The organism is Ruegeria sp. H9, assembly GCF_056532915.1.
The window spans coordinates 739585-764618 of record NZ_JBQFNX010000001.1; the positions used below are offsets into that span (position 1 = coordinate 739585).

Consider the following 25034-nt stretch of genomic DNA (forward strand, 5'->3'; position numbering starts at 1 on the left):
TATGCATGCCGGATCATGTCTGTGCGGCGCGGTCGCTTTTGTTGTTGACGGAGACCTCACGCCACCAAATGCCTGCCATTGTGGGCAGTGTCGCAAACAGTCGGGTCACCTGTGGGCCTCGACCGTTACGCATCAGGAAAATCTCAGCTTTACCACCAGCGAAACGCTGGGCTGGTATCGCGCCTCTGACATTGCCAAGCGCGGATTTTGCCGCGCTTGTGGCTCGTTCCTCTTCTGGCAGCACAATGACGAGGACACGATCGCAATTTCCGTGGGCTCATTGGATGAGCCGACCGGGTTGAAACTCGCCCAGCACATCTTCGTTGCGGACAAGGGCGATTACTATGACATCAAAGACGACCTGCCCCAGCGGGCACACTAATAGGGAACCAAACACATGAGTGATTTTCCAACCAAGGCCCGTGTGGTCATCATCGGCGGCGGCGTTGTGGGCTGTTCATCGCTGTATCATCTGGCCAAGAAGGGCTGGACGGATTGTGTTCTGCTGGAAAAGAACGAACTGACCGCAGGCTCGACATGGCACGCGGCGGGTAACGTTCCGACGTTTTCGACTTCGTGGGCGATCATGAACATGCAGCGCTATTCGACCGAACTGTATTCGCGCCTCGCGGACGAGGTCGACTATCCGATGAACTACCACGTTTCCGGGTCAATTCGTCTGGCGCACAGCAAGGAGCGGATGCAGGAATTCGAACGGGCCATGTCTATGGGCCGCTATCAAGGCATCCCGATGGAGATGTGGACTCCGGAAGAGGCCAAGGAACGCTATCCTTTCCTGGAGACCCATGATCTTGAAGGCGTTCTGTATGACCCGACCGATGGTGACATTGACCCGGCGCAGCTGACTCAGGCTCTGGCCAAGGGAGCGCGGGATATGGGGCAAAAGATCATCCGATTCTGCCCGGCAACCGGTGTGACACAGCAGGACGACGGCACATGGACCGTGCATACCGAAAAGGGTGATATTGCCTGCGATTATGTGGTGAACGCCGCCGGTTACTATGCGCAGCGCGTAGGGGAATGGTTCAAACCCTTTGGCGGCCGAACCGTCCCGGCCATGGTCATGAGCCATCAGTATCTGCTGACTGACGAAGTTCCCGAAATCGAAGCGTGGTCGAAAGAAAATGGTGGCAAGAAGCTGCCGCTGCTGCGCGATGTCGATATCTCGTACTACCTGCGGCAGGAGAAGAACGGCTTCAACCTTGGCCCGTATGAGCCCAATTGCAAGGGCCACTGGATGACCGAGGATGACCCGATGCCCGAGGATTTCAGCTTCCAACTGTGGAACGATGATCTGGACCGGATCGAGGATATCGTGACCGATGCGATGGAACGGGTTCCGCTGATGGCAACCTCGGGCGTTGGTCGCGTCATCAATGGCCCGATCCCCTATGCGCCAGATGGTCTGCCGTTGATTGGCCCGATGCCGGGTGTGACAAACGCGTTCGAGGCTCATACTTTCACTTTCGGTATCGCCCAAGGTGGTGGTGCAGGCAAAGTTCTGGCCGAATGGATCGTCGATGGTCACACCGAATGGGATATGTGGGCCGTCGATCCGCGTCGTTACACCGACTACACCGATCAGGATTATTGCAATCAGAAAGGGATGGAAGTTTACGGCAACGAATACGCCATGCATTTCCCACATCACGAATGGCCTGCCGCACGCGACAAGAAGGTCTCGCCTGTGCACGCCAAGGTCAAGGAATTGGGCGGTGTCATGGGCGCGTACAACGGCTGGGAACGCGCAAACTGGTTTGCGCAAACCGGCGATGACACGTCACTGGAAGCCACCCATACCTGGGGACGTTCGGGCCCCTGGGAGCAACGGGTCAAAGAAGAATGCGAAGCCGTGCGCGATCACTGCGGGGTGCTGGATCTGCCGGGCTTCTCGCGGTTCTGGATACAAGGCGAGGGGGCGGATGACTGGCTGCGTGGCTTCTGTACCGGAGGTATCCCTAAAGCAGGGCGCATGAATCTGATCTATGTCTCGGATGAAAGAGGGCGCATTTTGACCGAGCTGTCCTGTATCCGTCTGGCTGAGAACAATTTCGTCCTAATCACTGCTGCCACGGCACAGTGGCACGATGGTGATTTGATCCGCAATTCGGTGCCCGAAGGTGTGACCGTTCGGGAAACCACAACCGAGCGCGACACACTGATCGTGACCGGACCGATGACGCGGAATGTATTGTCCGGCATCACCGATGCAGATTTGCAGCAAGGGTGGCTGACCCACCAATTCGCCAAAGTGGCCGGGCAGGATGCCTTCCTGATCCGTGTATCTTTCGCGGGTGAGTTGGGTTGGGAAATCCATGCTGAAAATGATGCGATGCCCGCCATCTACGAAGCTGTGCTGGCTGCCGGAGCGAAACCCTTTGGCATGTATGCGTTGAATTCGCTGCGGATCGAGAAAGGCTATCGCGCGTGGAAAGGCGACCTAAGCACGGATTACTCTCTGCTGGAAGGTGGTTTGGGGCGCTTTGTCAAGCTCGATAAACCGCAGGATTTTGTTGGCAAAGCAGCCATTCAGAACGAAAAACAGCAAGGCGTTAAAAAGTCCTTTGTCACTCTGATCGTGGACGCAGGTGAGGTCGATGCGCCTTACATGTCCTGCATCTGGAGCGGTGATGAGATCGTGGGTGAAACCACATCGGGTGCGTGGGGGTATCGCATTGGTGCCTCGGTCGCGCTGGGCATGGTGCGCGCAGATTTGGCTGTCCCGGGAACTGAGCTAGAGGTTGAAATCTACGGTCAGAAATGTCGTGCTGTTGTTCAGGAGGATCAGCCGCTCTGGGATCCTGCAAATGAACGGTTGAGGGCCTGACCCCTACGACAGAAAGGCGCTGATATGACCCGGCAGATGGAAGGCGTATATCTGACTGGCCATGGAGGTCCTGAGGTGTTGGAATGGCGGGAAGACGTCCCCGTTCCGACCCCCGGTCCAGGGCAGGTTCTGGTGCGCGTCGCCGCTGCCGGGGTGAACAACACCGACATCAACACGCGGATCGGCTGGTACTCGCCGGATGTTACAGAAGCGACGGATGCGGTAGATCAGCGGGTTGAGGCCGGCGGGTGGGGAGGTGCGCTGCACTTTCCCCGCATCCAAGGCGGTGATCTGTGTGGGATTGTTGAAGAGGTTGGATCGGGAGCGGCGTTCAAGCCCGGCCAACGCGTGACCTGTCCTATCAACTTGCCACGCCCGGGGCCGGGTAGACCGCATGGTTTTATCGCGCTTGGTTCAGAAATCGACGGAGCGTTTGCCCAATACTGTCTGGTCGACGCGGGTGATCTTTATGATGTGACCGCCTCGCCCCTATCAGACGTGGAAATCGCCGCTATTCCCTGCGCGTTTGGGACTGCAGAAAACCTGCTGACTCGCGCTGGTGTGTCGGCGGGCCACACAGTGCTGATTACAGGGGCTTCAGGCGGTGTGGGCCTCGCCGCGGTCCAGCTCGCGGCGCTACGAGGAGCGACGGCCTGGGGGGTGACAAGCGCTGCCAAGGCGGATGTGGTCAAAGCGCAGGGGGCGTCGGCAACCTTTGACCGGGATGCGCAACTGCCGAAGGATATGTTCGATGTCGTCATCGATGTGGTGGGCGGCTCGGCTTGGCCCGATCTCATACTGGCGCTGAAACCCGGCGGGCACTATGCGGTGTCAGGTGCAATCGCTGGCCCCATCGTCAGCACCGATTTGCGAGACATCTATCTGCGCGACATCACAATCCATGGCTGCACCCATCAGCCTCCCGAAGTCTTTGGCCGACTTGTTGTGCTGATGAATGCAGGTCGGATCAGGCCTTTGGTCTCAAAAACCTACCCGTTGCGTGACATTGTTCAGGCGCAAGAGGATTTTATGTCCAAGACCTTGCCCGGGAAACTGGTATTAATACCGTGAAAGGGGGGTAGATGGCTGACATTACGCTTTTAGATGGTTCGATCGGGCAGGAACTGGTGAAACGCAGCGGTGACCAGCCCACGCCTTTGTGGTCAACGCGGGTTATGATCGACAAACCTGACTTGCTGACCGAAGTTCACGCGGCCTATTTCCGCAGTGGCGCGACGATTGCCACCACGAATACCTATGCCATTCACCGCTCGCGGCTGGTGCGTGAGGGGATCGAAGACCAGATGCCACTTCTGATCGAGGCTGCTCTTTCGCGGGCCGAGCAGGCTTGCGCGGGAACTGACGGTCGTATCGCTGGTGCGCTTGGTCCGCTTTTGGCCAGCTACCGGCCCGATCTGAATCCCGACCCAGACGATGCGGCTGAAAAATTTGCCGAGCTGGCTCAACTGATGGCAGACCGGGTTGATCTATTCCTGATCGAAACCGTGTCCTCGGTTCTGGAAGCCGAAGGTGCGCTTCGCGGTACCGAGAATTGCGGCAAACCCGTCTGGCTGGCAATGTCGGTTATGGATGATGACGGCACGCGATTGCGGTCAGGCGAAGCGCTGGAGGACATCGCCCCGCTTGTTGCGCGTTACGCCCCCGAGGCCGTTTTGATCAACTGCGCGCGCCCGGAAGCGATTCCGGCTGCACTGGAGATCATCGCAAAGCTGGGTCGCCCGTTCGGCGCTTATGCCAATGGCTTTACTGGTATCAAAGACGGTTTTTTGAAGGATGCCCCGACGGTTGACTCTCTGGAAAGCCGTCATGACCTAGACCCTGACGCCTATGCGCAGCATGCCATGGGCTGGGTGGCGCAGGGCGCGACGATTGTTGGCGGTTGCTGCGAAGTTGGGCCAGATCATATCGAAACCCTTGCCGACAGTTTACGTGCGGCCGGGCACACAATTGTTTGAGTGTGCCTCATGTCGATCCGCAACAAACCTGAACGGCGAAAAGATCGGGATCAGCAGCATTTCGATATTCTGGTTGCACCCGGTTTCGTGTTGCTTGAATTGGCCTCGTTGGTCGATGTGTTGCGCCTGGCCAACCGGGTTTGCGCGCATCCTCCGTTCACATTCACTTACCGGTCCCGAAAGGGGGGGCCTGTTGAAAGCAGCAGTTGCGCGACGGTGTCGACCGAAACCATACCTGCGCAGCCCGATGCGGATTATCTGTTTGTGATCGGAAACTCGGATCCGGATCAGCCAGAGCTTTCTTTAGGTCGCGTCGTGCCCGACTATACGTACCGGGGAGCCCAGGTCTTTTTGCTGGCCGAAGCGGCAAGCAGGTACATCGATGAAAACGGCGCTGATCATATGGCAACCCATTGGGAAAACGCCTCTTTCTTACGCGAACGTGGCGCGCGTTTTGAGGCCAAGCTTTCAATTGCGACCGAACAGGGTTCGGTGGTCACCTGCGCGGGAATGGAGGCAACGACGGATGTGGCACTGGCGGTGATTGGGCGGCACATTTCGGGTGCCGCCAAGATGACAGTTGCGGATATCATGCTGCACGAGAACATCCGCGATTTCTCATCCATGCAGCCGTTTTCGGGCGCTCGGAATACAGCCACAGGTGACGCAAAGCTGGATCAATGTATCAAGCTGATGCAGGCGAATATCGAAGAACCGTTACCGATCAATCAGATCGTTGACATGTTACACGTGTCGAACAGATCGCTTGAGCGCAAGTTCAAGGCAACTTTCGCAACCACTCCAAACGGATTCTACCGAGAAATGCGCTTGGCCAAAGCCAACAACCTGCTTTTGAACACAACGATGAGCGTGCGGGAAATCGGCTTGGTGTGCGGCTTTCCAAACGGATTCTCATCCGTTTACAAAAGCGTCTTTGGCGTCACTCCGTTTGTTCTGAGACGTCAAAAAAGACGTGCAGAATATAGGTGATTTTCGCGATTGAGATGACGTTTTTGACGCTTTTTTTGTCGATCCTTCATGGCATTTTGCAAAAAACCTGAGACAGCGGAGACATCAGGATGGTTGATCTTCCCACCAAGGCCCGTGTGGTCATCATCGGCGGCGGCGTCATCGGATGCTCGGTCGCGTATCACCTTACCAAGAAAGGGTGGACCGATGTTGTGCTGCTTGAGCGCAAGCAACTGACCAGCGGCACCACATGGCATGCTGCAGGTCTGATTGCGCAGCTGCGCGCGACCGCAAACATGACCAAGCTGGCTAAGTACAGTCAGGAACTATATGGCGCACTTGAGGAAGAAACTGGCGTTGCCACAGGGTTCAAGCGTTGCGGATCGATCACGGTGGCCCTGACTGAAGAGCGCAAGGAAGAGATCTATCGTCAGGCCGCCATGGCCCGCGCCTTCGGGGTTGAGGTCGAAGAGATCGACAATGATCGTGTGCAGGAGCTGTATCCCCATCTGAACCTCGAAGGGGTCAAGGGGGCGGTTTATTTGCCTTTGGACGGGCAGGGTGATCCAGCGAATATCGCTCTGGCTTTGGCTAAAGGTGCGCGTCAGCGCGGTGGCGTCGTCAAAGAACGTGTGAAAGTCACCGACATCGTCAAGCAGGGTCGTAAAGTCACCGGCGTGGACTGGATTGCGGACGATGGCAGTTCCTCGGGCCATATCGAATGCGACATGGTGGTGAACTGTGCGGGCATGTGGGGCCACGAGGTTGGTAAGATGGCAGGTGTGAACGTGCCGCTTCACGCCTGCGAGCATTTCTATATCGTGACCGAAGGGATCGACGGGCTGACCCAACTGCCGGTGCTGCGCGTACCGGATGAATGTGCCTACTACAAAGAGGATGCCGGAAAAATCCTGCTGGGCGCGTTTGAGCCAAATGCAAAACCCTGGGCGATGAACGGCATCCCCGACAGTTTCGAATTCGACCAGTTGCCAGAGGATTTCGATCACTTTGAACCAATACTCGAAGCGGCCTGCAATCGGATGCCGATGTTGGCCGAGGCGGGGATTCACACCTTCTTTAACGGCCCCGAATCCTTTACGCCGGATGATGCCTATCACTTGGGACTCGCCCCCGAGATGGATAACGTTTGGGTCGCTGCGGGGTTCAACTCGATCGGTATTCAGTCGGCGGGTGGTGCTGGTATGGCACTGGCCGAGTGGATGGACTCAGGCGAGAAACCGTTCGATCTGGGCGATGTTGACATCAGTCGCATGCAGCCGTTTCAGGGCAACAAGCAGTACCTCTTTGAGCGTTCGAAAGAGACGCTCGGCCTGCTTTATGCCGACCACTATCCCTATCGCCAAAAGGCCACCGCGCGCGGTGTGCGCCGGACACCGTTTCACCACCACCTGATCGAGCAGGGTGCCGTGATGGGCGAATTGGCTGGGTGGGAGCGCGCCAATTGGTTTGCCAACGAAGGGCAGGAACGGGAGTATCAATACAGCTGGAAACGGCAGAACTGGTTCGAGAATTCGGCTGCCGAACACCGTGCCGTGCGCGAAAATGTAGGCATGTATGACATGTCGTCCTTCGGCAAAATCCGCGTCGAAGGGCCGGATGCCGAGAAATTCATGAACTATATCGGCGGCGGCGATTATTCAGTGCCCAATGGCAAGATCGTCTACACCCAATTCCTAAACCGTAGCGGTGGGATCGAAGCAGATGTCACGGTCACACGGTTGACTGAGACCGCCTACCTGGTCGTCACCCCCGCGGCGACCCGATTGGCGGATCAGACCTGGATGATGCGTCATGCAGGCGGCTTCAATGTGGTTATCACCGATGTCACCGCTGGCGAGGGCGTTTTGGCCGTCATGGGGCCGAATGCGCGTGCATTGCTTGAAAGGGTTTCGCCCGCTGATTTCTCGAACAGGACTAACCCCTTTGGCACGGCACAACAGATTGAGATCGGTATGGGTCTCGCTCGCGCCCACAGGGTGACCTATGTGGGTGAGCTTGGGTGGGAGATCTATGTGTCGTCCGACATGGCAGGTCATGTTTTTGAGGCGCTGCACGAAGCCGGACAAGATATGGGCCTGAAACTCTGCGGCATGCACATGATGGACAGTTGCCGGATCGAGAAGGGTTTTCGCCATTTCGGTCATGACATCACCTGCGAGGATCACGTGGTCGACGCGGGATTGGGATTTGCCGTCAAAGTGGACAAAGGCAGCGATTTCATCGGTCGCGAGGCGGTGATGGCCCGAAAGGAAAGCGGGCCCAAGAACCGGCTTGTCCAGTTTAGACTGACTGATCCCGAACCACTGTTGTTCCACAACGAACCAATCGTGCGCGATGGTGAATATGTAGGTTACCTTAGCTCGGGCAATTACGGTCACACGCTGGGTGGTGCCATTGGTCTGGGCTATGTGCCCTGCGAGGGCGAAAAGCCTGCAGACGTGCTGGCCTCGACCTATGAGATCGATGTCTGTGGTGTGAAAGTCCAGGCAGAGGCGTCGTTGAAACCGATGTATGATGCGAAATCCGAGCGGGTCAAAGTCTAGAAAACATCGACAGTGGTAGGCTCTGCCCCACCGTCCGTACCGGGCGACGCTCGCGAGAGTATTTGTGGCCAGATGAACAAGGGATCACCTGCTCATCTGGCCAACAATATCCATGAGCGTGAGACAGCGCTTCGCATATAGGTTGGCTGCAGAACGCGCGACCTATCAGAAACTTTGATGCCCTGCTTCACAGTTTTGATAGTTCCCAAGCCCATCTGATTTGCCGTAGAGAAACACGGTATCAGTCGGAGACTCGCTGTGGCAGACACCCGCGTACCACCAAACAATACCGATACGCCCAAAGGGCTGGCGTTGGCTGTGATGGCCTATGTGCTTTGGGGCTTCCTGCCACTTTACATGAAAGCAATGGAGCATATCGGCCCGATCGAGGTAGTTGCGCATCGGGTGATCTGGTCGGTGCCGGTGGCCGGGCTGCTGCTGATAGCGCTCGGGCGGACCGGCGATCTGAAAACTGCACTTCGCAATCCCAAAATGTTGGGTATGGCGGCAATTACAGCGGCGCTGATCTCGGTGAACTGGGCGATTTATGTCTGGGCGATTTCATCGGGGCATGCGCTGGACGCGGCTTTGGGCTATTACATCAACCCTTTGTTCAGCATTGCGTTGGGTGCGATATTGCTGCGTGAACCTCTGAACCGAACACAGTTGGTTGCGGTCGGGTTGGCCGCTTTGGGGGTGTTGGTACTGGTGTTTCAGGCGGGAAGCTTACCCTGGGCGGCTTTGGGCTTAATGTTCAGCTGGGGGTTTTATGCGTTCTTCAAGCGCTCACTCCCGATCGGGCCCAACCAAGGGTTTTTGTTGGAAGTCCTGATTCTACTGGTACCCGCCCTGGCCTACGTCACCTGGCTTGGAACAAGTGGTGCCGGGCATTTTGGAGCAGCCGTGTCAGACACTGCGCTGCTTGCAGGCGCGGGGCTGGTGACTGCAATTCCGTTGCTGCTTTATGCCAATGGAGCCAAACTGGTGCGTCTGTCGACGATGGGCATCCTGCAGTACATCGCGCCCACGATGATTTTTATCACCGCGATCACGTTGTTCGGAGAGCGTATTGATCAGGCAAGATTGATCGCGTTCCCCCTGATCTGGGCCGGGTTGATTGTGTATTCGATCCCGATGATCCGGCAAATACGGTCTCAGGCCTAGCGAATGAGCTGGGCAAGCTGTTCCGCCCAGATTGCATAGGCCTTGGGGCTTGGATGATATCCGTCCGGCGCGGCGAGCGCCGGGTCATCGGGCAGGTTCAGCGCCAGATGTGAAACTTGCGGATATGCTGCAGCCACCTTCTGCAAGCCGTGATCCAGCCTTGCAGCCTGCTGCCCCAAAAACCAGGCGAGCGGCTGAGGCAGAGCGGGAAAACGCGCCATCTGAGGAACCGCAGACACGATCACCCGCCTGGCCTTCATCGGCCCGGTCAGAAGATCCAATAGCCGGGTTTGTCGGTCCTCAAAGCTTTGTCTGCTTACCGCTCGGGTCACGTCGTTCACACCCAGCGCCGTTATGGCCACATCAAACTGTTCGGAAAGCCCTTGCAGCTGCTCAATTGTGTTTTGAGTGGTATGCCCGGTGGCCGCCTCAAGCCGCCATTCCACAGTATAACGCTTTGCCAATTGGCCGACCAGTTGCCCGGATAGTGCCTGGCCTTGTGTGCCCGCCCCAACGCCAGCGGCCGAGCTGTCCCCAGTGATCAACAAGCGCAGTCTGGGCCCGCGCCCTGCACGCCCTTGGCGGGGACCAGTCGGTTCTGGCAGAAATTGCGCATTGCGTCTTACCGCGATCCCCTGAATGGCCAGAATAGGCAAAAGCGGAATTCTGAGAATTTGATCGGCGGCAACAGGCAAAGGAACCGTTAGCTCAGCGCATCTTTGAACTTTAGAAAGCGCGCATCTTTCATGACTCGTGCCATCATGGCTTCGCGCAAGGCTCCGACGGTCTTGTAGGGGCGCATGACGACCTCAAATTCCTGAATAAGTCCGTCTGCGTTCAGCGTGATCAAGTCTACACCCACGGCGTCCAAGGCACCGACTTTGCATTGAAACTCCAATGCCCAATCGTCGCCGTCGCCCATGATCCGACGATACTGAAATTCGGAAAACACCTGACCCACATGACCCAGAACCGCTGCAACAGGTTCACGCCCGGTCCAGGTGCTGTAGTAAGTGGGTGGTGAAAACCGAACATCTTCGGCCAGCAACTCTTGGATCAGGCCTTCATCGCCCTTGGCCACCACTTCTTGCATTCGTTTGATCGTCGGGTGCATACCGTCTTCCCTCTTGTTGACCAAAGAGTTGCTGAACCTTTTCACTCACGCAAGGACGACGTTGCGGGAGGGGGCCGCCTGAGATAGGCAAGCGCGCATGAGCGAAACCTATGATCCCCCAAACTCTCCTCTGGATGTGCTGTTTGAAGACACGCAATTGATCGTGGTGAACAAGCCGGCGGGTTTGTTATCGGTGCCGGGGCGGGGCGCGCATCTTGCTGATTGTCTGCTAACCCGCGTGCAAGTTGCGTTTCCACAAGCGTTGCTGGTGCATCGGTTGGATCGGGATACATCCGGTGTAATGGTGTTTGCACAGACGCCGCATGCCCAGCGGCATCTGGGGCTACAGTTCGAAAATCGCCAGACCCGCAAAACTTATGTCGCGCGCGTATGGGGGCGGGTAGAACCAAAAACGGGAACGGTTGACCTGCCGCTGATCGTCGATTGGCCCAATCGCCCCCGTCAGATGGTCTGTCACGACACCGGCAAGCCTGCTGTTACGGATTGGCGCGTGGTTAAATTCGAGGGCGAGACAACGCGTGTTCGCCTGTCTCCCAAGACCGGACGATCGCACCAGTTGCGGGTTCATATGCAGGCGCTGGGGCATCCTATCTTGGGTGATCCGTTTTATGCCGATGGCGCGGCGCGCGACTTCCCGCGGTTGATGCTTCATTCGGAAGAACTGCGCCTCAAAAATCCCCAAGGCGGGGTGTCGATGAAATTTCGCGCGCCAGCCGAGTTCTGATTCTAAGCGTTACTGGTCCAAAGCATCTTCAGGTTTCCCAGCGAAAACCGCCTGGTGCGTTTGACCGGGCGTATAACTTGGCGTTCCCGCGCGGCAGCAATTTCACGTTCGATTTCGAATCCGCGCAAAACGTGATCTTGGGACCAGCGATCCAGTTTCAAGGTCATCATGACGTGATTGTCGAGGTAGGGCATGGTCACTCTCCTGAATTGCAATTGCCCAATCTTCGCCCAACACTCCTGACACCACCTTGTCAGGGGGGTGTGCTAAGTTGTCAGCAGATCTTTAGGAGACCCGGATGCGCCGATCGACACGTCTGTTCGAAATCATTCAGATCTTGCGTGCTGCTGAAGCGCCCGTGACGGCCGATGCGTTGGCCTCCAAGCTCGAGGTTTCGGTGCGCACCGTCTACCGCGATATTGCCGCGTTGCAGGCCCAGCGTACGCCAATCGAAGGCGAAGCGGGTGTTGGCTACTTGATGCGGCGCGGCTATGATCTGCCGCCATTGAATTTCGATGCGGAAGAGGTTGAGGCCCTGTGGGTGGGCCTGTCGATGCTGGCCCGCACTGGTGACAGTACCCTGCAACAGGCCGCTGACCGGGTGTGTCGTAAGATCGAAGCCCTGCGCGCGCCAGCTGACTGGCTTCAGGTTGCGCCTTGGGGCGCGCCGATGGATGATCCGGAAAAGGGCTGTGTGCCGGTCGTAAACTACCGCGAAGCGATCCGGGCTGAACGCAAAATACGCATCACCTACGTGAATTCGGAAGGCGAACGTACCGAACGCACGGTGCGGCCCGTCGCCCTGATCTACCACATAGAATGCACTATGCTGGCCGCGTGGTGCGAGCTGCGAAACGGGTTTCGCCATTTCCGCACAGATCGGATCTGGGCATGCGAACTGACCGAGGATCATTTCTGCGGGCAAGGGGAACTACTGCGTGCAATCTGGCAAGAGCAGAACACCTGGGATAACTCCGCAGGGGTGGCCTGAATGGCGGGTATTCGCCTATTTCACTCAATTGTTGCTTGAGGCCCATTGTTCTCACTGTGTTATACTAAGCGCAACGAAACAAACCCGGTGAACGGGTACGTGAGCAGAAGGTGATTCAATGACGATTTCCAAATGTGTACTGACGGTTGGACTGTGTTCAGCCCTGTTTTTGGGGGCGTGTACCGACCCGGGCACTCTCAGCGTGCAGAACGATCCCAACCAGAATGCCAAGCAAGGCGCGTTGCTGGGTGGTCTGATCGGCGCTGGTGTGGGCGCAATTGCCAATGACTCTGACCCACTGTTGGGGGCGTTGGCCGGTGGGGCCATCGGTGCTGCAGGCGGTGGCGTGATCGGCAACCAGCTTGACCGGCAGGCGGCAGAGCTGCGGCAGCAACTGGCCAATGACGGCATAACGATCGTCAACGCCGGGGATCGCCTGATCGTCACGGTTCCGAATGACATCACTTTTGACACCGACAGTTCCACCGTGCGCCCGGCCTTGCGTGCCGATTTGGTGAAGGTGGGGCAGAATTTGGTTAACTACCCGAATTCGAATGTCCAGATTATCGGTCATACTGACAGTGACGGAGAGGCGTCCTACAACCTCGGACTGTCTGAACGCCGCGCCAATGCGGTGGCTGATATTCTGCAGGCCAATGGTGTCAGCTACGCCCGTATCACTACTGTCGGGCAAGGTGAAAACAACCCGATCGCATCGAACCTGACACCTGAGGGGAAAGCCCAGAACCGGCGGGTCGAGATTGTGGTGGTTCCCAGCGACAACACCTGATCACGCGTCTCGCGCACAATGACTGCGCGTCATCGGGCCTTTGGTTCGATGGTGTCTCGGGATAACTAAGGGGAAACACCAAAGCGGAGTTTCCCCATGTCCCAACCGATCCTTCTTGGCCTTTCCGGCTCGCTACGGCAGGATGCGACCAACCGTAAATTGCTGCGCGAAGCTGCACGCCTGTTCGAACCCGGCACGTTCATTGAGGCTGATCTCAATCTGCCGCTTTATGACGGCGATCTCGAAGTTGGCGAAGGCATACCTGAAGCCGTGCAGGTTTTGGCCGATCAGATTGCCCAGGCCCACGCGGTGATCATATCAACCCCGGAATACAACAAAGGGCCTTCGGGTGTTCTGAAAAACGCGCTGGACTGGGTCAGCCGGACGAAGGGCAAGCCTTGGATGGATAAACCGCTCGCCGTCATGTCTGCGGCTGCGGGCCGGGCCGGGGGGGAGCGGGCGCAAATGATCTTGCGGTCCTTCATGGTCCCCTTTCAGCCACGCATTCTGCAAGGTCCCGAGCTTCACTTAGCGGATAGCTCGAATGAATTTGATGCAGACGGGCAGCTGTCTAACGACCGCTACGAGCATACGCTGCATAACCTGATGCAGAAGCTGCGGGCAGAGGCCGGGTTTTAATCCCCTTTGCTTGCCGGTCTGTACCGCAACTTCTAGGTTATGCGGATGAAGGATCAAGACCAGATCGAGACTCAGGCCGATGTCATAGATCCTGCCCGAGCGGCTGCACTGCAGGTAGCATTGGGGCAGGAACCGACGATTGAGGCAGGCTCAGTACTACCTCCCTTCTTTCATCAGCTCTATTTCTGGTCACCGCATGTGCCGAGCGATCTGGGGCGTGATGGACATCCTCGGGTAGGTCAAGGTCTGATCCCCGATATGGGACTACCAAGGCGCATGTGGGCAGGTGGGCGACTGCAGTTTCATCAGCCCTTTGTGGCAGGGGGCGCAGCCGAGCGTCGGACGGTCAGAGAAAGCGCCTTGGCAAAGACAGGACGTAGCGGACCGTTGGCATTTGTCACCCTACGTCACGAGATTTGGCAAAAGGGTGCGCTGAGCGTGACCGAATGGCAGGATCTGGTTTATCGTGAAGATCCCTCATCAGACGCACCGGCTCCAAAAGTTCCGATGGCTCGAACGGATGAGTTGGATCACCGCATTGTTGAATTTGATACAACCCTGTTGTTCCGCTATTCGGCGCTGACGTTCAACGGTCACCGGATCCATTACGATCTTGACTATGCACGCGACGTGGAAGGCTATGCCGGGCTGGTGGTCCATGGGCCTCTGCTGGCCCAATTCCTCATGTTGTTCGCAACGGATCTGTTGGGACCCTTGGCAGAGTTCAGATTTCGCGCGTCGTCGCCGCTGATGCATTTCGAAACGGCGACCCTGTGTCGGAACGGTCAGGAGTTTTGGGTGCGTGGACCCGGAGGCCGGCAATGCATGTCAGCCAAGGCAATACCGCAATCAGAGTGAAGCTTCGGGCAGAAAATCCTGCGGGATTCTATCGCGCCCTTCCAGCATCAAGTCGGCCATGACCTCGGCCACCTTCGGTGCCATACCAAAACCGATCTTGAATCCCCCATTGGCGATAAACTGCCCTTTGTGCAGGGGATGCGCGCCCAGCATCGGCGCGCGGCTTTTGCTGCGGGGGCGGACACCGGCCCAGCGTTCGATCACTTCCGCCCCGTGCAGGACCGGCACGGCACGCATGGCGCGGTCCAGTACATCGTCCAGAGCGGCATCTGTGCTGGTCGGATCGTCGTATTCGCGTTCTGTTGTCGAGCCAATGGCCAACGTACCATCGGCATGAGGCACGATATGAACAGCATCGGCAAACAACTGTGGTACGTCGCCCGCATCAAATCGCAGCAACGCCGCCTGTCCTTTCACGCCGTTACCGATTGTCTTGCCAAACGCCTTGCTGAGCTCTTGCAGACCCGTAAGTCCAGTGGCGTGTACGACTTGTCCCTTGTCGGGCGCTTCGGCGGTAACTTCTACTCCCATTACGGCAAGCGCGGCCACCAGCGCTGCGCAGGCACGCCTTGGGTGCATGCGCGCGCTTAGCGTATCGTGGACGACATATCCCGTCGGGCTGGGTGGGCACCAGGCACCAATCTGATCTATAAACCGGACGCGCCAATTAGCCTGACCCTGCCAGAGTGTTGCAGCTGTTTGTTCACGCGCTTGGGCCAGCTCCAAACCGCGTGCGTCTGGTATGGGTTGCAGACGCCCAAGACGTGCGTAGCCGGGCGACACACCACCGGTGGCCTCGACCTGTTTCCAGAACGGTTCAGCCATGATTAAACTTTCAAACTGGAACGCCTTTTTGGTGTTCCAGTTTTCGGGCACATGTGGGGCCAGCGCGCCAACAAGCCCTCCACTGGACCCCGCGCCCGGACCAAATGGGTCGACGATCTGAACCTTCGCGCCGCGCCGTGCGCAGGTCCAGGCGATGGAGAGGCCAAATATTCCTGCGCCCCGCACCGTCACATCGACCATTGCCAATCCCCTTTTCGTTGTTCAGTGTCGCGCCGCTTAGCTACAGGATTCCCCGATGGCAGACCAGCGTGCCGAACTTACTTGGACGGAAGACCAGATCCCGGTCTCGGATCGGTTCGATGACCCCTATTACTCGTTGCAGAACGGGTTAGAGGAAACGCGTCATGTGTTTCTGGCAGGCAACGATCTGCCAACGCGCTTTGTACCGGGGTTTCACATCGCTGAACTAGGCTTTGGCACCGGCCTGAATCTGTTGACCGCGTGGTCGGCGTGGGAAGCAGCAGGGCAGACTACACCTTTACGGTTCACCAGCTTCGAGGCCTTTCCGATGGCGCCTGACGATATGGCGCGTGCTTTAGCCGCCTTCCCCGAGATGACACCGTGGGCCGATCGCTTTCTGAAAACATGGAATGGGCAGAAATGCGTGCTGGACACGTTGCATCTTGAGGTCATGGTCGGAGACGCGCGCCAGACCTTGCCCACATGGGCAGGTGAGGCAGATGCGTGGTTTCTGGATGGCTTCTCACCCGCAAAAAACCCCGAGCTGTGGGGGGCTGACCTGATGCAGCAGGTGGCGGAGCGCACGATCCAAGGCGGTACAGCGGCAACCTATACTGCCGCGGGTTTCGTGCGTCGGGGTCTATCCGACGCAGGTTTTGATGTTACCCGCAGACCCGGCTTTGGCCGTAAACGGCACATGACCCGGGCGGTGAAGCAATGAGCCAGAAGAACAACGTCAACGCCGGTATAGCGCTTATGGTCAGCGCGACGATCGTGTTTGCTTTGCAGGATGGGATTTCGCGCCATCTGGCCGGTACTTACAATACGTATATGGTGGTGATGATCCGGTACTGGTTCTTTGCCGCATTCGTGATTGCCCTGGCTGCGAGATCCAGCGGAGGTTTGCGGGCGGCGGCGCAAACCAGCCAGTTGGGACTCCAGATATTCCGGGGTGTGTTACTGGCCGCAGAAATTTGTGTCGCCGTTTTCAGCTTTACCATTCTGGGCTTGATTGAAAGCCAGGCCGTTTTCATCAGCTATCCGCTGTTGATCGCTGCTCTCAGCGGCCCGGTTCTGGGTGAGAAAGTCGGCTGGCGTCGCTGGGCCGCCATCGGGGTCGGCTGCATCGGGGTGTTGATCATCCTGCAGCCCGGTGCCGGTGTGTTCAACCCTTGGGCTGTGATCCCGCTGATCTCGGCGTTTATGTTCGCGATTTATGGCCTGCTGACACGGTATGCGGCTCGGCGGGACAGTACCGCGACCAGTTTTTTCTGGACTGGGGTGGCTGGTGCAGTCGCAATGACTGCTGTCGGTGTCTGGTTTTGGGAACCCATGGCCAGCAGCGATTGGTTTTGGATGGGGTTGCTTTGCATCGCAGGCGCTCTGGGACACTGGCTATTGATTAAGTGCTACGAAATGGCCGAGGCCAGCGCCGTGCAACCCTTTGCCTATTTCCATCTGATGTGGAGCGCAATTCTCGGCATCACGATCTTCCACGAAACCCTGCGCCCCGAGGTTGTTCTGGGCGCAGCTTTGGTGATCGCGGCGGGCCTGTTCACCTTATGGCGCGAACGACGAAAGGGTTGAACCGGTTAGTTCCTTTGAGAATGGCACTGGTAAAGCTGGCTGTCCAAGCCGAGCGCGATAGACCGGCAGGCTTTCGGCGACACGCATGACATAGTTGCGCGTCTCCTTGAAAGGAATGGTCTCAATCCAGTCGATCACGTCCACCTGGCCCCGGCGCGGGTCGCCATAGCGTTCCATCCACGAAATCGGCCGTCTTGGCCCCGCGTTATATCCAGCGGCCATCATCACGACATTGCCGTTGAAATCCTCTGCAAGCGTTGCAAGATAATTCGCCCCCAGCTTTGCGTTATATTGCCAGTCCGAGGTTAGGCGCGCGGTTTTATGGCCACCCAGAATACCCAAATCCTGAGCCACAAGTTTGGCGGTAGCGGGCATGACCTGCATCAAACCGCGCGCGCCTGCGCCACTGATGACTACCGGATCGAACTCACTTTCGCGTCGGGCAATTGCCAGTGTCATTTCCTTCGCCATGGGAAGTCCCATATCTGCGACCGGGTGCACTGGGTAATAAGCGGCAGGCAAAACAACACCGGTTGTTGCCGCGCGCTTGGCGATCATGACGGCCAGATGCGGTTCGTTCAGTTCGATCACCAGGTCACCCAGCTGAGCGGCTTGGGTTTGATCGAGACCTTCCACCAAATGGGTCAGAAACCGTTCTGAAAGGTTTCCCTCTCCTGCGCGCTGCAACAGCAATCCAGCCTCCAACACGCTTGAGTCAGCGAATGCGGCTTGTTTCCAATGCGGCGCGCGGCGTGGGTTGGCCAATTCGCTGTCAAACGGACGGCCGATTTGTTCCGCCGCCAGCAACCCGTAGAACGAGGTCTGATAGTTCGCGCCTTCGGCATAAGCCTCGTGCGCCTTGTCAGCATCCCCCTGCGCCGCATAGGCGCGGCCCAGCCAATATCCACCTCGACCCTTCGAAATCGGCGATTGCACCGCCTCCGAGAAATTCTGGAAATGCCGCACCGCCGTGGCCGGATCATTCAGCTTGCGCAGCGCCAGATATCCCGAGAGCCACTCTAAATCAGCGTAGCCATAGCCCATTTCGGGGGTCATGTGGTGATTGGCGGCAATCGCATAGGCGCGTTCGGCATCTCCCGTGCGCATCTCAAGACGTGCCAGTCTGCGTCGCCCTTCCGCCCATTTGTCGGGTTCACCCAGCGATTTTGGTCCGGTCGAGCGTGCCAACATCAGATCAATGGCGCTGTCGTCCAGTTCTTTGCGATCCCGCCACACGAAACGATCAAATGCCAGGCCAGGGTCTTTGGCCAGTGATTCCGGCACTGCGGCGACTTTGCCGTCCACTCCGTTTTCGCGCTTTTGCAGGGCAATGCGCGCCTCGGCCAGTTTGCGCTGATCAGAGATGACCAGGGGCAGCATCCGCCCGGCGCTGACCAGATGCCCATCCCACAACATCCGATCCAACCTGGCCTCGTGATGTGGTCTCAGAAGTTTCCCGAAGTTCTCAAGATAATCCTTTTGCAGGCCCGACCCCATCGGCATGGTCCGCCAAGCGGTTACGACGTCGGCTTCTGCTTCACCATTGCGGCCTTGGCTTTTCAAAGCCACGGCATAATTCAAAGCACCTTCTGCTGTTTGCGGAGGCATCCCTTCGTAGAATTTCAGAACTCGATTCGGATCGGCCCCGGTGAATGATGGCTCGCTTTTACGGCGCAGCCAGGCCAAACCGGGCCAATCCGGGCGCCGCTCAAGAAACACCAGCACATCGCCCGAGCTACCAAAACCTTCGCGTAGCCAATGCCAGACAATAATGTCACGCGCCACCGATCCACGCTGGCCTGCCACGCGCAGCGCGGCATTCCAATCGCCCTTGCGCATCTCATAGAGCCCCGCACGCAAATCCTGCGTCGCATCCGCACGAGTGGCATGCGGCTGTAGCATCAGCGCCAGAATCATCGCTATTCCAAGCGACAGAATACGTCTCATCCCTTGCATTCCCCAACAAACCAAGGATACAGCCATGCAGGATAAACCTTGCGCCGCCGGGATCAACTCACAAACCCTTAATCGTGACAGACCGGTGCGCAAAAAACACCTAAGGAGCGTTCCATGTTTAAAGGCTCAATGCCAGCCCTGGTCACCCCGTTCAGCAACGGCGCGTTGGACCTGGAAACGCTCAAACACCTGGTGGAATGGCAAATACAGCAAGGTTCGACCGGTCTGGTTCCGGTTGGTACGACCGGCGAAAGCCCGACCCTCAGCCATGAAGAACATGAAACGGTTATCGCCGAAGTGGTGAAGGCTGCAGCAGGTCGCGTGCCTGTCATCGCAGGCGCGGGCTCCAACAATACTGTCGAGGCAATTCGGTTTGTTCAGTTTGCGCAAAAAATCGGTGCGGATGCGGCGCTGGTCGTAACCCCCTATTACAACAAGCCGACCCAGAAGGGGCTGCTGGCGCATTTCCAAACTCTGCATGACAGTGCCGATATCCCGATCATCATCTACAACATCCCGGGTCGTTCGGTCATCGACATGACTCCTGCAACGATGGGTGAGCTGGCGAAACTGCCGCGCATCATCGGGGTCAAGGACGCGACCGGAGATCTGGCGCGCGTCAGCCAGCAGCGTGCAAGCTGTGGTGCGGATTTCTGCCAGCTATCCGGTGAAGACGCCACAGCACTGGGCTTCAACGCTCATGGCGGAGTGGGCTGCATCTCGGTCACCGCAAACGTGGCTCCGAAGCTCTGTGCTGAATTCCAGCAGGCAACGCTGAATGGCGACTACAAAATGGCGCTTGAGTATCAGGACCGCCTGATGCCCCTGCACGAAGCGATTTTCATCGAGCCCGGTCTGGTTGGCGCAAAATACGCGCTCAGCAAACTTGGCCTGTGCAGCACCGAAGTGCGCTCGCCTTTGACAGAGCTGGAAGACAGCACCAAAGCTGCGATCGAAGCAGCAATGGCGCATGCTGGATTAATCTGAAATCAATATACGGACTCGTAAGGGCGGCCTCGAAGATCGAGCGCCGCCCTTTCTTAATTCGGGATCCAAACTTCATCTGGCTAGAAATACCTTGGGGGAGGCGCGGCTTGCCGCGACGGGGGCAGAGCCCCCATCAACGCTTGCCGTAGTACAACCCAACCACATGCTCTGCTTGCGCGAAGAACAACCAGCGTGAAACAGCAACGCCGGTGACATGCGACAACACCGCCACAAGCGCAAAGACATGCTTGATCAGAACGCCGCCAAAAGGGATCAGAAGCAGCAGTAAAGGCAGCACAAAAGCCAGACCAAAAGATATCATCCGTAGTTTCTGCGCATGCTTCCGACCGACCACATGCACAAACTCACGCAGCAGATAGTTTGTACCTGTATGGGGTGGTTCGAATGCGCGGACAGCGCCTCGCTCACCAAGCCCTGTCGCGGTTGCCAGCGTGGTTCCCGATCGGGACAACGCATCGTCGCCCTTGGCCCAATAGGCAAGCTGTACAGCGCCGGCAATAGCCAGCAACCAAGGGGCAAGCGCTTCTGCTCCGGCCAACAACGCCCCGCCTGCAAGGCTGAACGACAAGAACATGGCTGGTGTCAGGTTCATGTTCCAGCGTGGGATGGTCTTGAGCTGCGTGTAGATCATCGATGTGGTGAAGACCGTGGCCAGCGAGAATGCCGCCCCGATCCAGCCCAGCACACCCCAGCGTTGGCCTAGAAAGACCGCACCAATTGCATAGAGCCCCATGACGAGCAGCGCGATGACCGCGCACCAGCCCTCGCGGCTGAGCCAGCTTGAGCGCCACTGTGTGAAGGCTTTCCAGGCGCGCTCTGGGTGGCCGAGGTGGAAGGTCGACGCGAGCAAACCGCCGACGGACAAGCCATAGGCAATTGCGAAAAACACAAACGCGACCCAGCCCGAGACGTCAGGTATGCCGAGCCCCAGGAAGAACAAGAGTCCAAATCCGAGACCGGACAGGGTGGTAAAGATGATAACGGAAGGTGCCGGGTGCATCAGAGCTTCTCCAGGGTCTTGTCGAGCCAGCCGAGGAAACCCTTGGGCTCTTCGGCGACCGGGGCCAGCAGAGGGGCTAGGATGTCAATCTGCTCCTCAATTTTGTCCTTGGGTCGGGGCGGCAGGTACTTGTTGACGGGTTTGGTGCCCTGTTCAGGCATCAGGTCCATGCCGCCACGTTCGACGACCAGCTTGCTGACATCACTGCCAGGGTCGCCGAGATCGCCAAAGTGTCGGGCACCTGCCGGGCAGGTGCGCACACAAGAGGGCACACGATCCACCTCGGGTAGGTTCTCGTTGTAAATCCGATCGACGCAAAGCGTGCATTTCTTCATAACGCCTTCGGCCTGATCCAGTTCGCGTGCGCCATAGGGGCAGGACCACGCGCACAGGCCGCAGCCGATGCAGTCATTTTCGTTGACCAGAACGATTCCGTCCTCGACCCGCTTGTAGCTGGCACCGGTGGGGCAGACGGTCACGCAGGGTGCGTCTTCACAATGCAGGCAGGATTTTGGGAAGTGGATCAATTGGGCATGCCCTTCGGCGGGTTGCACCTCGTAAGAGTGCACCCGGTTCAGGAAGGTGCCTGAAGGGTCAGCACCATAAGCATCCTGATCCGACAGTGGCGCGCCGTAGTTTTCGGTGTTCCAGCCTTTGCATGAAATGACGCAGGCATGGCAGCCAACGCAGGTGTCCAGATCAATGACCAGACCCATCTTGCGTTCGGTTGATTGGGGGAGCTGGGTCATGACTGCCTTGCCTCTGCGATTGTGGTCAGGGCGGGCTGGGGCTCTGCCCCAGACCCCGAGATATTTATAGCCAGATGAAGAACGGATCGGGTCATTTGCCCACCTTCCAGGCCAAATCCTTTGGCCCTTGCCCGACCGGCGATTTGATTGGAGCGAATTCTGGCTGGCTTTCAGCATCGCTTGGAGCGGCGGCCTTTTCGATTTTTACCTTCAGATCGAACCAGGCGGCCTGACCGGTGATCGGATCAGAGTTTGCCCAGCGCAGGCCGTCACCTTTGGGGGGCAGCAGCTCGTGGATCAGGTGGTTGAGCAGGAAACCCTTGGTGGCCTCGGGGGCGTCTTTCTGCAAGGCCCAGGCCCCTTTGCGCTTTCCGATGGCATTCCAAGTCCACACGGTATTGTTGTTCAGCGCAGCCATCTCCATGACGGGTACCGTGATCTCGCCATGTGGAGAGCTGACTTTGGCCCAATCGCCGTCTTGCAGCCCGTGTTCACGCATCAGCTTGGTCGGGACGTATAGCGGGTTGCGCCCATGCAGCTGACGCAACCAGGCGTTTTGTGTGCCCCAACTATGATACATCGCCATTGGCCGCTGGGTCAGAGCGTTGACGGTGAAGCCTTCATTGCCGGTCTGATCGGTTTCGTACCAAATGGGCAGGGGGTCCATTGTATCTTGGATCTGCGCGCGCAGGTGATCTGGGGGCTGGCGTTCCCCGTAGCCTTCGGCGGCCAGTTGGAATTTACGCATCGGCTCGGAATAGAGCTGGAATAGATAGGGCTGTGGGCTGTCATAGATACCCATGCCCACAGCCCAGTCTTGATAGGCAGTGTTCCAAGGTTTGTAGTAATCCGCACCTTCGGGAATATGCGCGACATAGAAGCCACCATTCTCGATGTATTGGTTCAATTGGTCGGGGTTAACCTCGCCACGACCTTCCTTGTCGCCGTTTTCGCCCCGGAAACCGGCAAGCGGTCCAATCCCCGGCTTGCGTTCGTGGTTGACGATATAGTCGGCGTAATCCGTCCACTTGGCGCTGCCATCATCGTTGGTAAAGCCGGGCAGGCCCATGCGGTTGGCCAGATCAATCAGAACCGACTGGAAGCCGCGTACGTCGCGGTCGGGTTCAATCACCGGCCAGCGGATCGCGTCTGCCGCTGCCTCGGCCTCGCAGATCGGGCGGTCCAGTAGCGAGATACAGTCGTGTCGTTCCAGATAAGTTGTGTCGGGCAGGATAAGGTCGGCATAGGCCACCATTTCCGAGGAATAAGCATCGGAATAGATGATATGCGGGATCACGTAGTCGCCGTTCTCATCCTTGTCCGTCAGCATGTCCATGACACCCTTGGTGTTCATCGTCGAATTCCAGGACATGTTTGCCATGTACATGAACAACGTATCGATCTTGTAGGGATCGCCTGCATGGGCATTCGAGATCACCATGTGCATCAGCCCGTGGCTGGACATCGGGTTTTCCCATGTAAACGCTTTGTCGATCCGCGCCGGGCTGCCGTCTTCTTTCAGCGCCAGATGCTCGGGGCCGCGAACAAACCCCAGATGCGGCCCGTCCAGCGGTGTATTCGGCGTCACCTTACAATGCGGAGTCGGATGCGCCTCAACTGGCTTGGGGTAGGGCGGCTTGAAGCGGAAGCCGCCGGGGACTTCGACCGTTCCAAGCAGGATCTGCAACACATGTAGGGCGCGGCAGGTCTGGAAACCATTGGCATGGGCTGAGACACCACGCATCGAGTGCATCGCGACGGGGCGACCAATCATCTTCGAGTGTTTCTCGCCCCGGAAATCGGTCCATTCATGGTCCAGTTCGAACGCTTCATCAAAGGCCACACGGGCGAGCTCGCCAGCAATCGCGCGAATGCGGGTCGCTGGTACGCCGCATTTTTCTGCGATTGCCTCGGGGGCGTATTCATCCGCCAGATACCGTTCTGCCATGTGGTGGAAGACGGGGCGGTGGGTGACACCGTCCTTTTCGTAGGTCGCTGATAGGTCAGGGCGGACGCCGGGGGTGTCGAAAGCAGTCAGCTTGCCGGTATTGCGGTCGATGACCAATGGCTTGCCGTCATCGTCTTTCAGGAACAGACCCTTTTCCGGACCGTCGGATGCGTTGATCAGGACCGGCGCGTTGGTGTAGCGACTTAGGTAATCCAGATCGATTTTGCCTGCCTTCATCAGCACATGGATCATCGACAAGATGAACAGGCCATCGGTACCGGGGGTGATGCCGACCCAATCATCTGCCACGGCGTTATAGCCCGAGCGGATCGGATTTACCCCAATCACCCGGGCACCGCGCGCCTTGATCTTGCCGATGCCCATTTTAATCGGGTTGCTGTCGTGGTCTTCTGCAACGCCGAACAGCATGAACAGCTTGGTGTGATCCCAGTCGGGCTGACCGAATTCCCAGAATGCACCGCCCATCGTGTAGATGCCACCGGCTGCCATGTTGACCGAACAGAACCCGCCATGGGCCGCATAGTTACAGGTGCCGAAATTCTGTGCCCAGAAACTGGTGAAGCTCTGGCTCTGATCACGGCCGGTGAAAAAGGCCAGTTTCTCAGGGTTGTCTTCGCGGATCGGTTTTAGCCAACCGACAGCGATCTCGAGTGCCTCGTCCCAACTGATCTCTTCGAACTCGCCAGACCCACGCGGGCCGACGCGTTTGAGCGGTGCGCGTAGGCGCGACGGGGCGTTCACCTGCATAATCCCCGCGCTGCCTTTGGCGCAGAGAACGCCCTTGTTTACCGGATGATCCCGATTGCCTTCGATATAGGCGACCTTCCCATCCTTCATGTGCACGTTGATACCGCAGCGGCAGGCACACATATAGCACGTGGTCCGGCGGATCTCGTCTGACACGGGTGGGGATAGGTTGAGGTTCGGTTGTTGATTCACGCTGTCTCTCCCTGTGGCGGATCGCCTTGGTACCTGTACGTGTTGAACACACTGGAGCGTAAGCACACCGGGCTCAACCATATAGAGGAAGAGAGTGCAGGCACCCCCTTCCTCTGCTTTTCTTTAAGCGGACCGGTTGAAC

At 57.8% G+C, this 25034-nt stretch carries 23 protein-coding genes; 15 read left to right on the plus strand and 8 right to left on the minus strand.

Going from position 1 to position 25034, the window contains the following annotated elements:
* Position 1: 1 nt before the first annotated feature.
* The 7 genes from ACR0CZ_RS03370 (at position 2) to rarD (ending at position 9521) form a co-directional block, all read left to right on the plus strand.
* Complete coding sequence (locus ACR0CZ_RS03370) at positions 2–382, plus strand: GFA family protein (RefSeq protein ID WP_170398788.1); 381 nt, start codon at positions 2–4, stop codon at positions 380–382.
* Between the two features lie 15 nt (positions 383–397).
* On the plus strand, positions 398–2848 hold the full coding sequence (locus tag ACR0CZ_RS03375; protein ID WP_170398785.1) for a GcvT family protein: 2451 nt from the start codon (positions 398–400) through the stop codon (positions 2846–2848).
* A gap of 24 nt (positions 2849–2872) precedes the next feature.
* On the plus strand, positions 2873–3919 hold the full coding sequence (locus ACR0CZ_RS03380) for an alcohol dehydrogenase family protein (protein ID WP_480537084.1): 1047 nt from the start codon (positions 2873–2875) through the stop codon (positions 3917–3919).
* An 11-nt stretch (positions 3920–3930) separates the two neighbouring features.
* Entirely contained in the window at positions 3931–4824 is an 894-nt protein-coding gene (locus ACR0CZ_RS03385) for a homocysteine S-methyltransferase family protein (protein ID WP_170514791.1), read from the plus strand.
* 9 nt (positions 4825–4833) lie between these two features.
* The gene (locus ACR0CZ_RS03390; RefSeq protein ID WP_170406633.1) at positions 4834–5814 is read left to right on the plus strand and encodes a GlxA family transcriptional regulator; all 981 of its coding nucleotides are present in this window, start codon (positions 4834–4836) and stop codon (positions 5812–5814) included.
* An 89-nt stretch (positions 5815–5903) separates the two neighbouring features.
* Positions 5904–8357: a GcvT family protein gene (locus tag ACR0CZ_RS03395; protein ID WP_170398773.1), complete on the plus strand. Its 2454-nt coding sequence runs from the start codon at positions 5904–5906 to the stop codon at positions 8355–8357.
* Between the two features lie 258 nt (positions 8358–8615).
* Complete coding sequence (rarD, locus tag ACR0CZ_RS03400; protein ID WP_170398771.1) at positions 8616–9521, plus strand: EamA family transporter RarD; 906 nt, start codon at positions 8616–8618, stop codon at positions 9519–9521.
* Here rarD and ACR0CZ_RS03405 read toward each other — a convergent pair.
* Together ACR0CZ_RS03405 and ACR0CZ_RS03410 are read right to left on the minus strand one after the other, a co-directional pair.
* Complete coding sequence (locus ACR0CZ_RS03405; RefSeq protein ID WP_170398769.1) at positions 9518–10177, minus strand: SGNH/GDSL hydrolase family protein; 660 nt, start codon at positions 10175–10177, stop codon at positions 9518–9520. The two genes, rarD and ACR0CZ_RS03405, sit on opposite strands and share 4 nt — an antisense overlap.
* A 47-nt stretch (positions 10178–10224) precedes the next feature.
* Positions 10225–10635, minus strand: coding sequence for a nuclear transport factor 2 family protein (locus ACR0CZ_RS03410; RefSeq protein WP_170398766.1), 411 nt, complete (start codon positions 10633–10635; stop codon positions 10225–10227).
* 97 nt (positions 10636–10732) lie between these two features.
* On the opposite strand from ACR0CZ_RS03410, the gene ACR0CZ_RS03415 reads away from it, so the two are divergent.
* On the plus strand, positions 10733–11380 hold the full coding sequence (locus tag ACR0CZ_RS03415) for an RluA family pseudouridine synthase (RefSeq protein WP_170398764.1): 648 nt from the start codon (positions 10733–10735) through the stop codon (positions 11378–11380).
* A gap of 2 nt (positions 11381–11382) precedes the next feature.
* Here ACR0CZ_RS03415 and ACR0CZ_RS03420 read toward each other — a convergent pair whose 3' ends face one another.
* On the minus strand, positions 11383–11574 hold the full coding sequence (locus tag ACR0CZ_RS03420; RefSeq protein ID WP_170398761.1) for a hypothetical protein: 192 nt from the start codon (positions 11572–11574) through the stop codon (positions 11383–11385).
* Between the two features lie 104 nt (positions 11575–11678).
* On the opposite strand from ACR0CZ_RS03420, the gene ACR0CZ_RS03425 reads away from it, so the two are divergent.
* The 4 genes from ACR0CZ_RS03425 to ACR0CZ_RS03440 all read left to right on the plus strand — a co-directional run bounded on the left by ACR0CZ_RS03425 (position 11679) and on the right by ACR0CZ_RS03440 (position 14658).
* Entirely contained in the window at positions 11679–12371 is a 693-nt protein-coding gene (locus ACR0CZ_RS03425) for a helix-turn-helix transcriptional regulator (protein ID WP_170398758.1), read from the plus strand.
* Between the two features lie 118 nt (positions 12372–12489).
* Positions 12490–13161: a YiaD family glycine zipper/OmpA-like lipoprotein gene (locus tag ACR0CZ_RS03430; protein WP_170398755.1), complete on the plus strand. Its 672-nt coding sequence runs from the start codon at positions 12490–12492 to the stop codon at positions 13159–13161.
* Positions 13162–13257: 96 nt separating this feature from the next.
* A complete protein-coding gene (locus tag ACR0CZ_RS03435; protein WP_170398752.1) occupies positions 13258–13800 on the plus strand; it encodes an NAD(P)H-dependent oxidoreductase in 543 nt (180 codons plus the stop codon).
* A 45-nt stretch (positions 13801–13845) separates the two neighbouring features.
* Positions 13846–14658, plus strand: coding sequence for an HTD2 family dehydratase (locus tag ACR0CZ_RS03440; protein ID WP_170398749.1), 813 nt, complete (start codon positions 13846–13848; stop codon positions 14656–14658).
* Here the strand turns inward: ACR0CZ_RS03440 and ACR0CZ_RS03445 are convergent.
* A complete protein-coding gene (locus ACR0CZ_RS03445; RefSeq protein WP_480537083.1) occupies positions 14650–15684 on the minus strand; it encodes an NAD(P)/FAD-dependent oxidoreductase in 1035 nt (344 codons plus the stop codon). The genes ACR0CZ_RS03440 and ACR0CZ_RS03445 overlap by 9 nt on opposite strands.
* A 55-nt stretch (positions 15685–15739) precedes the next feature.
* Here ACR0CZ_RS03445 and mnmC2 point away from each other — a divergent pair, with 55 nt between their 5' ends.
* A complete protein-coding gene (mnmC2, locus tag ACR0CZ_RS03450; protein WP_170398743.1) occupies positions 15740–16405 on the plus strand; it encodes a tRNA (5-methylaminomethyl-2-thiouridine)(34)-methyltransferase MnmC2 in 666 nt (221 codons plus the stop codon).
* On the plus strand, positions 16402–17271 hold the full coding sequence (locus tag ACR0CZ_RS03455) for a DMT family transporter (protein WP_170398740.1): 870 nt from the start codon (positions 16402–16404) through the stop codon (positions 17269–17271). The genes mnmC2 and ACR0CZ_RS03455 overlap by 4 nt, the downstream gene beginning before the upstream one ends.
* Here ACR0CZ_RS03455 and ACR0CZ_RS03460 read toward each other — a convergent pair.
* Entirely contained in the window at positions 17245–19218 is a 1974-nt protein-coding gene (locus ACR0CZ_RS03460) for a lytic transglycosylase domain-containing protein (RefSeq protein WP_170398737.1), read from the minus strand. The two genes, ACR0CZ_RS03455 and ACR0CZ_RS03460, sit on opposite strands and share 27 nt — an antisense overlap.
* 123 nt (positions 19219–19341) lie before the next feature.
* Here ACR0CZ_RS03460 and dapA point away from each other — a divergent pair, with 123 nt between their 5' ends.
* Positions 19342–20214, plus strand: a complete 873-nt coding sequence (gene dapA / locus ACR0CZ_RS03465; RefSeq protein WP_170398734.1) for a 4-hydroxy-tetrahydrodipicolinate synthase — start codon at positions 19342–19344, stop codon at positions 20212–20214.
* Positions 20215–20347: 133 nt separating this feature from the next.
* Here dapA and ACR0CZ_RS03470 read toward each other — a convergent pair whose 3' ends face one another.
* From ACR0CZ_RS03470 to ACR0CZ_RS03480, 3 genes are all read right to left on the minus strand, one after another.
* Positions 20348–21235 (minus strand): DmsC/YnfH family molybdoenzyme membrane anchor subunit, encoded by an 888-nt coding sequence (locus tag ACR0CZ_RS03470; RefSeq protein ID WP_170398731.1) that lies wholly within the window; start codon positions 21233–21235, stop codon positions 20348–20350.
* A complete protein-coding gene (locus ACR0CZ_RS03475; protein WP_170398728.1) occupies positions 21235–21984 on the minus strand; it encodes a 4Fe-4S dicluster domain-containing protein in 750 nt (249 codons plus the stop codon). The genes ACR0CZ_RS03470 and ACR0CZ_RS03475 overlap by 1 nt, the downstream gene beginning before the upstream one ends.
* Positions 21985–22075: 91 nt before the next feature.
* Positions 22076–24892: a molybdopterin oxidoreductase family protein gene (locus tag ACR0CZ_RS03480; RefSeq protein ID WP_170398725.1), complete on the minus strand. Its 2817-nt coding sequence runs from the start codon at positions 24890–24892 to the stop codon at positions 22076–22078.
* Between the last annotated feature and the right edge of the window lie 142 nt (positions 24893–25034).